General features: G+C 32.9%; 7 protein-coding genes. All 7 read left to right on the plus strand.

From position 1 onward, the window contains the following. Positions 1 to 14: 14 nt before the first annotated feature. The 7 genes from LN736_RS11230 to LN736_RS11260 all read left to right on the plus strand — a co-directional run bounded on the left by LN736_RS11230 (position 15) and on the right by LN736_RS11260 (position 7,332). A complete protein-coding gene (locus LN736_RS11230; RefSeq protein ID WP_229981554.1) occupies positions 15 to 587 on the plus strand; it encodes a 2-oxoacid:acceptor oxidoreductase family protein in 573 nt (190 codons plus the stop codon). 318 nt (positions 588 to 905) lie between these two features. Further along, positions 906 to 2,258 (plus strand): M20/M25/M40 family metallo-hydrolase, encoded by a 1,353-nt coding sequence (locus LN736_RS11235; protein WP_179977530.1) that lies wholly within the window; start codon positions 906 to 908, stop codon positions 2,256 to 2,258. 86 nt (positions 2,259 to 2,344) lie between these two features. Further along, positions 2,345 to 3,583, plus strand: a complete 1,239-nt coding sequence (locus LN736_RS11240) for an MFS transporter (RefSeq protein WP_150356095.1) — start codon at positions 2,345 to 2,347, stop codon at positions 3,581 to 3,583. Positions 3,584 to 3,607: 24 nt separating this feature from the next. Continuing rightward, entirely contained in the window at positions 3,608 to 4,726 is a 1,119-nt protein-coding gene (menC, locus tag LN736_RS11245; RefSeq protein WP_179977529.1) for an o-succinylbenzoate synthase, read from the plus strand. Between the two features lie 46 nt (positions 4,727 to 4,772). Further along, positions 4,773 to 5,924, plus strand: a complete 1,152-nt coding sequence (locus LN736_RS11250; protein ID WP_179977528.1) for a M20 family metallopeptidase — start codon at positions 4,773 to 4,775, stop codon at positions 5,922 to 5,924. Positions 5,925 to 6,084: 160 nt separating this feature from the next. Next, positions 6,085 to 6,792 carry a DUF5058 family protein gene (locus LN736_RS11255; RefSeq protein WP_150356092.1) on the plus strand — a complete coding sequence of 236 codons (708 nt, stop codon included), beginning with the start codon at positions 6,085 to 6,087 and terminating at the stop codon, positions 6,790 to 6,792. A 33-nt stretch (positions 6,793 to 6,825) separates the two neighbouring features. Next, the gene (locus LN736_RS11260; protein WP_150356091.1) at positions 6,826 to 7,332 is read left to right on the plus strand and encodes a hypothetical protein; all 507 of its coding nucleotides are present in this window, start codon (positions 6,826 to 6,828) and stop codon (positions 7,330 to 7,332) included. Positions 7,333 to 7,467: the final 135 nt, after the last annotated feature.

A 7,467-nucleotide genomic window follows, 5' to 3' on the forward strand; every position in this document is an offset into this window, starting at 1 on the left:
AGGGGAAATGAATTATGAGCAATAAATTGGAATTGAGGTTGACGGGTTCAGGAGGGCAGGGACTTATCCTGGGCGGAGTTATTTTGGCAGAAGCCGCAATAATGGAGGGTAAAAAAGCTGTTCAATCCCAGTCTTATGGACCAGAAGCCAGAGGAGGTTCCAGCAAGGCTGAAGTTATAATAAGTGATGAGGAAATTGATTTTCCAAAGGTTCTGAAAACGAATTTGCTTTTGACTTTAACACAAAAATCCTGTAATAAATATATTGGATCACTTGATAGTGAAGGGATACTGCTTGTAGATTCATCTGTGATAGTTCCAGGTACTAATAGAGCCGAGAGAGTTGTGCAAATTCCTATATTGGAAACTGCCAATAAAGTAATAGGTAAATTGATGGTAGCCAATATAATTTCGATTGGAGCTATTAATGGCATTTTACACATTGCTTCAAAAAAATCTCTGGAAGCTGCTGTGTTAAACAGGGTTCCGAAGGGAACAGAAGATTTAAATAAACGTGCTTTGGAAACAGGTTATAAGTTGGTTGAAAATTTCAATTCCTTAAAGAAGAATTGCCAGTTGGTAGGATAAATTTTAGTTTGGGAATTCATAGTTTTTAATATTAAGATATTTGCAGTCATTATAAATATTTATAATGACTGCATTTTTTTGGCCTTATATGTGAACAGGACGGTAAAATTATTGTCTGTGTATTAAAAATAGGTTTAATATCTCGTGGAGATAATGCAATGTTTTTTATTGTTTAAGTCAAATTTAAGACGTTTTAGAGACATTATATTTGCACTAAAATTAAAAGTAGTTAAATTGTTTTGCTATTTAATTTTAAATTTATAACGGACTGAAAGTTTTGACAGCGGTTAACGCCTAATGAAAAGGGGGATTTTAAACTTGGCAAATATTGATGAATTTGTTTCAAACAATTTTGACTTTTTTCGAAGAAGTCTTGAAGAATTGATTACTAAGAAAGGGGTGAGTTCAACCGGTGAAGGTATACAAGATACCGTAGACTATGTTCAATCACTTTTTATGAATTTGTTGAACACTGAAACTAAAATATTAAAGACAAATGGAAATCCAGCAATATATGCAAGTATGCCGGGAGAAAGTTCATTTACTGTACTATTCTATGGGCATTATGATGTAATGTCTCCAGAACCAGTAGATAAGTGGAATTCAGATCCATTTAAACTTACAGAAAAAGACAGCAAGTTTTATGCCCGTGGTATTGGGGATAATAAGGGACAGTTAATTGCACAAATTTTAGGTATGTATAGCTATTTAAAGTTACATAAAAAATTTCCTTTTAATATAAAATTTCTTGTTGAAGGTGAAGAAGAACAGGGAAGTGTACATTTGCCTAATGTTGTAAAAGAATATGGAGATACTCTCTTAGATACAGATCTTGTTGTGGTTGTTGATGGATCTATACATGAATCTGGACGACCCGTTTTGAGACTGGGAAATAGAGGACTAATTTGTTTTGAAATTAAAGTAAAGGTATCTGATTTTGATAACCATTCTGGAAATGCTGGAAATATTATTAAAAATCCAGTTATATTGCTGAACAAGATTATCAATAAATTATATTCATTTGATAAGGACTGTATTACTATTCCACATTTTTATGATGGTGTTATTAAGCCAACTGAGCTGCAGAAAAAATGGATAGATGCAATACCCTATGGCAAGTCGAGTGTGGAAAAGAGATTTGGTGTTTCCAGAATTAAATTTAATAAACGGCAATATTATGATTTACTTATGTTTAATCCAACCTTTAATATTTCTGGAATTTATTCAGGATACTCTGGAGAAGGGGCTAAAAATATTATACCTAGTGAGGCTGTTGCAAAATTTGACATACGTTTAGTTAGAAAGCAGAATCCTGTTGAAATCATGTCTAATATTAAGAAAGTAGTACAAGAATTTTCACCATTTGCAACTATACGAGAATTTGTATCATATCCACCAACTATGACTGATTCAAATTCACCTTATATTCAAACAGCTATTAAAGCGCTGGAAGCTGCTTCAGATAAAAAAGCCATTGTGGAGCCAGTTATGGCTGGAACAGTGCCCAATTATGTATGGACGGATATTTTAAAGAAACCAACGTTAACTATACCTTATGCAAATTCAGATCAAAATAATCACGCACCTAATGAAAATATGAATAAATGTGTATTCATTAATGGTATTAAGTCAAGTTATTATTTGATAAAAGAATTCGGAAAAGATTTTTAATATAAATTGGAAAACACTGAACTTTAATAGTTCTATGGCTTTGTAAATAGCTGATTTGATATAAATGAGGGGGAAATTTAATTAGAATGACAAAAAAGAATTCGAAATATTTAATATTTGCATTGCTTTATATAGCCTATTGTATACTGTATGTCGATAGAGCAGCAATGAATATTGCACTTACATCTATAGGTAAAGATTTTGGATTAAATGCATCACAATCAGGGCTGGTTTTAAGTGCTTTTTATATAAGCTACGCCTTTATACAAGTCCCAGGGGGGTGGCTGTCAGATAAATTTGGTTCTAAAGTGGTAATTATCATTTCTATCCTAATGTGGTCAGTATTCACTATGTTTACTGGGTTTTCTTGGTCATTCACATCGTTACTTATAATTCGTTTTATGTTTGGAATAGGTGAAGGGCCTTATACAGCTGCAAGTTTGTCGGAAACATCTGAAGTTTTTGATTATAGGGATCGTTCAAAGGCAACGTCCAGTATGTTATCTTCCAACTATGTGGGCAGTGCAATAGCTCCTATAATTGTGGCGCCGCTTATTATTGCCTTGGGTTGGAGAGCGACTTTCCACATAATTGGAATTTTAGGCATTGCGTTTGTAGCTATTTATTATCTTACAGTTCGTCCAATTAGAAAAAGCAAGGTTATAAGTGATGATAAAAAGATAAATAAGAAAGTTGATTGGAAGGGTATACTCACAAGTAAAATGGTATGGCAATTTATTATTATTGCACTTGGAATTAGTATGGTAAATAAAGGTTTGGATTCATGGATGCCAACTTATTTATTAAAAGTGCGTGACATTAACATAAAGAGTATCTCTTACTTGGTACCACTTCCATTTATTGGTGCAGGTATAGGCGCTTTTAGCAGTGGTTGGATTATGGACAGGTTTTTCAAGAATAAAGAAAAACTTATTATTGCTCTTTCAAGTTTATTAACTATGATTTTTGTTTTCGAAATGTATAATGCCGAATCGCTTGCTTCGGTTATTATTTTTGAAGTAATTACCTATTTCTTCAAGTCAATTACATTTGCATCTACGTACGCATTGTTTAGCAAAATAATAACACAAGATAATTATGGTTCATCAATTGGATTGCTGAATTTTGGAAGCCAAATGGCGGGTTTTATTTCTCCGCTTGCAATGGGTTTCTTGGTTGATATGTTTAATGGATCCTATAATGCAGCTTTTCTATTTTTAGTGTTTTCAGTAGGGGTTGCATTTGTTGTTTCACTTACGTTAAACAGTAATGAAATTAGAAAAAAATCTAAAAATGCTGAGAAATTTGAGATAGAAACAATATAATTTTTAAAAAGGAGTAAGGGTATTATGAAAATTAACAAAATAGTAATGAGACAAGTTCAAATGCCATTTAAAAAAGCATTTGAAACAAGCTTTGATTCAATGAAATTTAAAAATTGCTTAATTGTGGAAATCCATGATGAGGATGGCAATGTTGGATATGGCGAGTGTTCAACTTTTACAAAACCATATTACAATGAAGAATTTATTGATGGTGCTTGGGCACTATTAGAAAATTCATTAATTCCGCAAACGTTAGCAGTTAAAATGGAACATCCAGATGAAACATCTAAATTGTTTTCAAGATACCGTTGTAATGAAATGGCAAAATCATCAATTAACTGTGCACTTTGGGATTTATATGCAAAAGAAAATAAATTGCCATTAGCTAAAGCTTTAGGAGGTACTAAGGACAAGGTCGAAACAGGGGTTAGTATTGGAATTCAAAAAGATGTTCAAAGCTTATTAGATGCAGTTAAAGGATATATTGAAGATGGCTATCACAGGGTTAAAATCAAAATCAAACCTGGAAAAGATGTAGAGTATATGACAGCTGTTAGAAAGAAATTTGGAGATATAATGTTAATGGCTGATGCTAACTCAGCGTATACATTAGATGATGTTGATACATTTAAAAAATTGGATGAACTTGGATTGATAATGATTGAACAACCTTTAGCTCATGATGATATAGTCGATCATGCTGAATTACAGTCCCAAATAAAAACAAAGATTTGTTTGGATGAGAGTATTGTAACACTGGAAGATGCTAGAAAGGCTATTAAGCTTAAAAGCTGCGGAATCATTAATATTAAAGTGGCTAGAGTTGGAGGACTAACTGAAGCTAAAAAGATTCAAAAGTTAGGTTATGATAATGGCATTGGCATTTGGTGTGGTGGAATGTTGGATTCTGGAATAGCTAGAGCTCATAATATTGCGGCAGCAACACTATGGGGATATACTTTACCGAATGATATTGCAGCATCAGAGCGTTATTATGCACATGATATCATTAATCCGATGATTAAGCTTGATGGCACATTTATTGATGTTCCCAAAGGAAGTGGTATTGGCTTTGATCCAGATATTTATTATATGGATAAGTTTACAGTGAAAAAAGCTGTTTACAGCAAAAAAGTTAAATAAAATATTAAAATATTCATAATAGCTGAAGACAAGGAGAGGAGCAAAGATGATAGAGAAAATTAGTAAAAAGGTTGACGAATACAATAATGATATGGCTTTATTACTAGAAAAATTGGTTAATATTGATTCAGGTCGTGATAATCCGGAAGGGATAGACAAGGTTGCACATGCTGTAGGAGATATATTAAATAGTATTGGATTTAAAGTTGAATATTTAGAACATCCAGGAATATGTACTCATGTTTTAGCTCACAAAGAAGGTACTGGAAAGAAAAATGTTATGGTGATAGGTCATATAGATACTGTCTTTTCAAAAGGAACAGCAGCAAAAAGACCTTTTACTATTAAAGAAGACAAGGCTTATGGTCCTGGCGTTTTAGATATGAAAGGCGGTGTAGTTATAGCACTTTCAGCTCTTAAGGCGCTTCACGACTTAAATTGGAATGAAAAAAATATTACTGTACTTTTTTGTGGTGATGAAGAATCAGGTCATCCAGTATTAGATACACCAGAATTATTTACCAAAGAGGCAGAGGGGAAAGATGCTGTATTCAATATGGAAACTGGTTCAGACGATGGAGCTGTAGTTGTAGCTAGAAAAGGTGTAATGTATCCTGACATGACAGTAAAGGGAATAGATGTACATGCTGGTAAGGATCCTCAAAAAGGAGCTTCTGCAGTTTTAGAGTTAGCTCATAAAATTATAGCTTTACATAATCTAACAGATTATGAATCAGGCATAACATATAATGTAGGTGTTATTGAAGGTGGTACGGTAGCTAATGCTGTTGCTGGGGAGGCACATGCTAAGATTGATATAAGATTTAAAACCTGTGAACAAGGAGAAAAAGCTCTTGATGATTTAAGAAAGGTTGTAAAAAAGACATATGTACCAGGAACTCATACAACTATTTCTCACGAAAAAGTTTCATTTATGCCTATGGAACAAACAGAAGAAGGAATGAAGCTTTTTAAAGTAGTTCAAGAACAAGGACGTAAGCTTGGAATAGAACCAGAGATAAAACCGATCTTTGTAGGAGGAGGCTCTGATGCTTGTTGGACTACTATGGCGGGAGTCCCATCAGTTTGTGCTATGGGGGCTCGCGGCGAATTAAATCATGGAGAAAGAGAATATATTCAAGTTTATAGCCTTAATGAGCGTGCAAAACTTCTTGCTTGTAGCATAGTTGCTTTTTAAAATAAATAACTAATGCATAATAAGAGCTAAATGAGAAAGTTGGAGTTATAATTTTAAATTTATAATTATATAGATATAACTCCACTTTCTATATATGTAATTAAAATAGGATAAAATGTTTTGAAAATTTTAATTGATAATTGATATAGGAGGAGCATTTATGAATTTAAAATATATAATGGATAGCCCAGGTTTGTGGATAGCATCGTGCTTTACTGTTATTGCAGTTGCTGTTCAAAGTGTAATATTTTTAAAAGCAGCTTTAAAGGAAGCAAAGAGAATAAAAATTCCAAAGGATAAATATGTAAGTGGTATTCGTTCAGCAATTATCACTTCAATTGGACCATCTCTCTCTCCTGCCATTATTCTGATATCTTTAATTACAGTTATTGGAGCCCCTACTACTTGGATGAGATTAAGTGATGTTGGAGCAGCTCGTACAGAATTATCAATGGTCACATTGGCGTCTGGATTACTTGGTGTATCTCCATCATCTGTAGGGTTTGGGATGAAAGCATTTTCTTATTCTGTTTGGGGCATGGCGTTAAATGATTTAGGATGGTTGTTGGTTGCTTTATTTCTTACACATAGAATGAGTAAAGGTGTTAAAATTTTATATTCAAAATATGATCCAAAATGGATAAAACTTTTAATGTTTGGAGCATCTATAGGTTTATTTGCATTTTTACTATCAAGTCAGTTAGTTACTAATACAGGTTTCAAAGTAGATTTCCTAGTGGCTGCTTTTATTTCAGGTATTACTATGTTAATTATGTTGAAATTATTTAAAAGACATCAGAGGCTTAAGGAGTTGTCTTTGGGTATCGCTATGTTAGTAGGAATGTTAGTTACACATGCTATATATTAGGCTTTTATGTTTTATCTAGAGGAGGAAATTATAATGAGTAAGATTGATCAAGAAACTGATTTTAATGGAAAATTAATAAAGATAGGTATAATTAGTTTATGTTTTGCAATAATAGCTAACTTTATTCCTGCGTTATATTTATGGATAGCTTATGGAGTAATACCTTCAGGAAAGGATATTTTAAAGATATGGGGACTGGCTGCAGGAACATTTGGTATATCTTGGATTGTACAGCCAATTGCATACTATAGTATTCTAGGAACGAGTGGAACATACATTGCCTGGTTATCAGGTAGTGTTGCAGATATTAGGCTTCCTGCGGTTACAATGGCTCAAGAGGTATCAGGCGTGGAATCAGGAACTCAAAGGGGAGATGTTATGTCAACAATAGGAATAGCTAGCTCAGTTTTAGTTTCTATTACTTTTATTACTATTTTTACGTTTATTGGTTCCGAAATATTATATGTTTTACCTAAATTTGTTATAGATTCATTTAACAAAAAGGGCGTAATTCTCCTATCTTCTATAAGTGGGAGATGAATAGTCCTTGTTATTTTAGGTTCGATGCCTAAAATAATAGCTACTTGACGAATTATTATATATGATGTATTCTAAAATCAGTGGTAAATATATAAATGAGGTAAAATAAATGGATTTAGATACAAATAATCATTC

Source organism: Clostridium aromativorans, assembly GCF_020908015.1.
Classification (GTDB): domain Bacteria; phylum Bacillota; class Clostridia; order Clostridiales; family Clostridiaceae; genus Clostridium_B; species Clostridium_B aromativorans.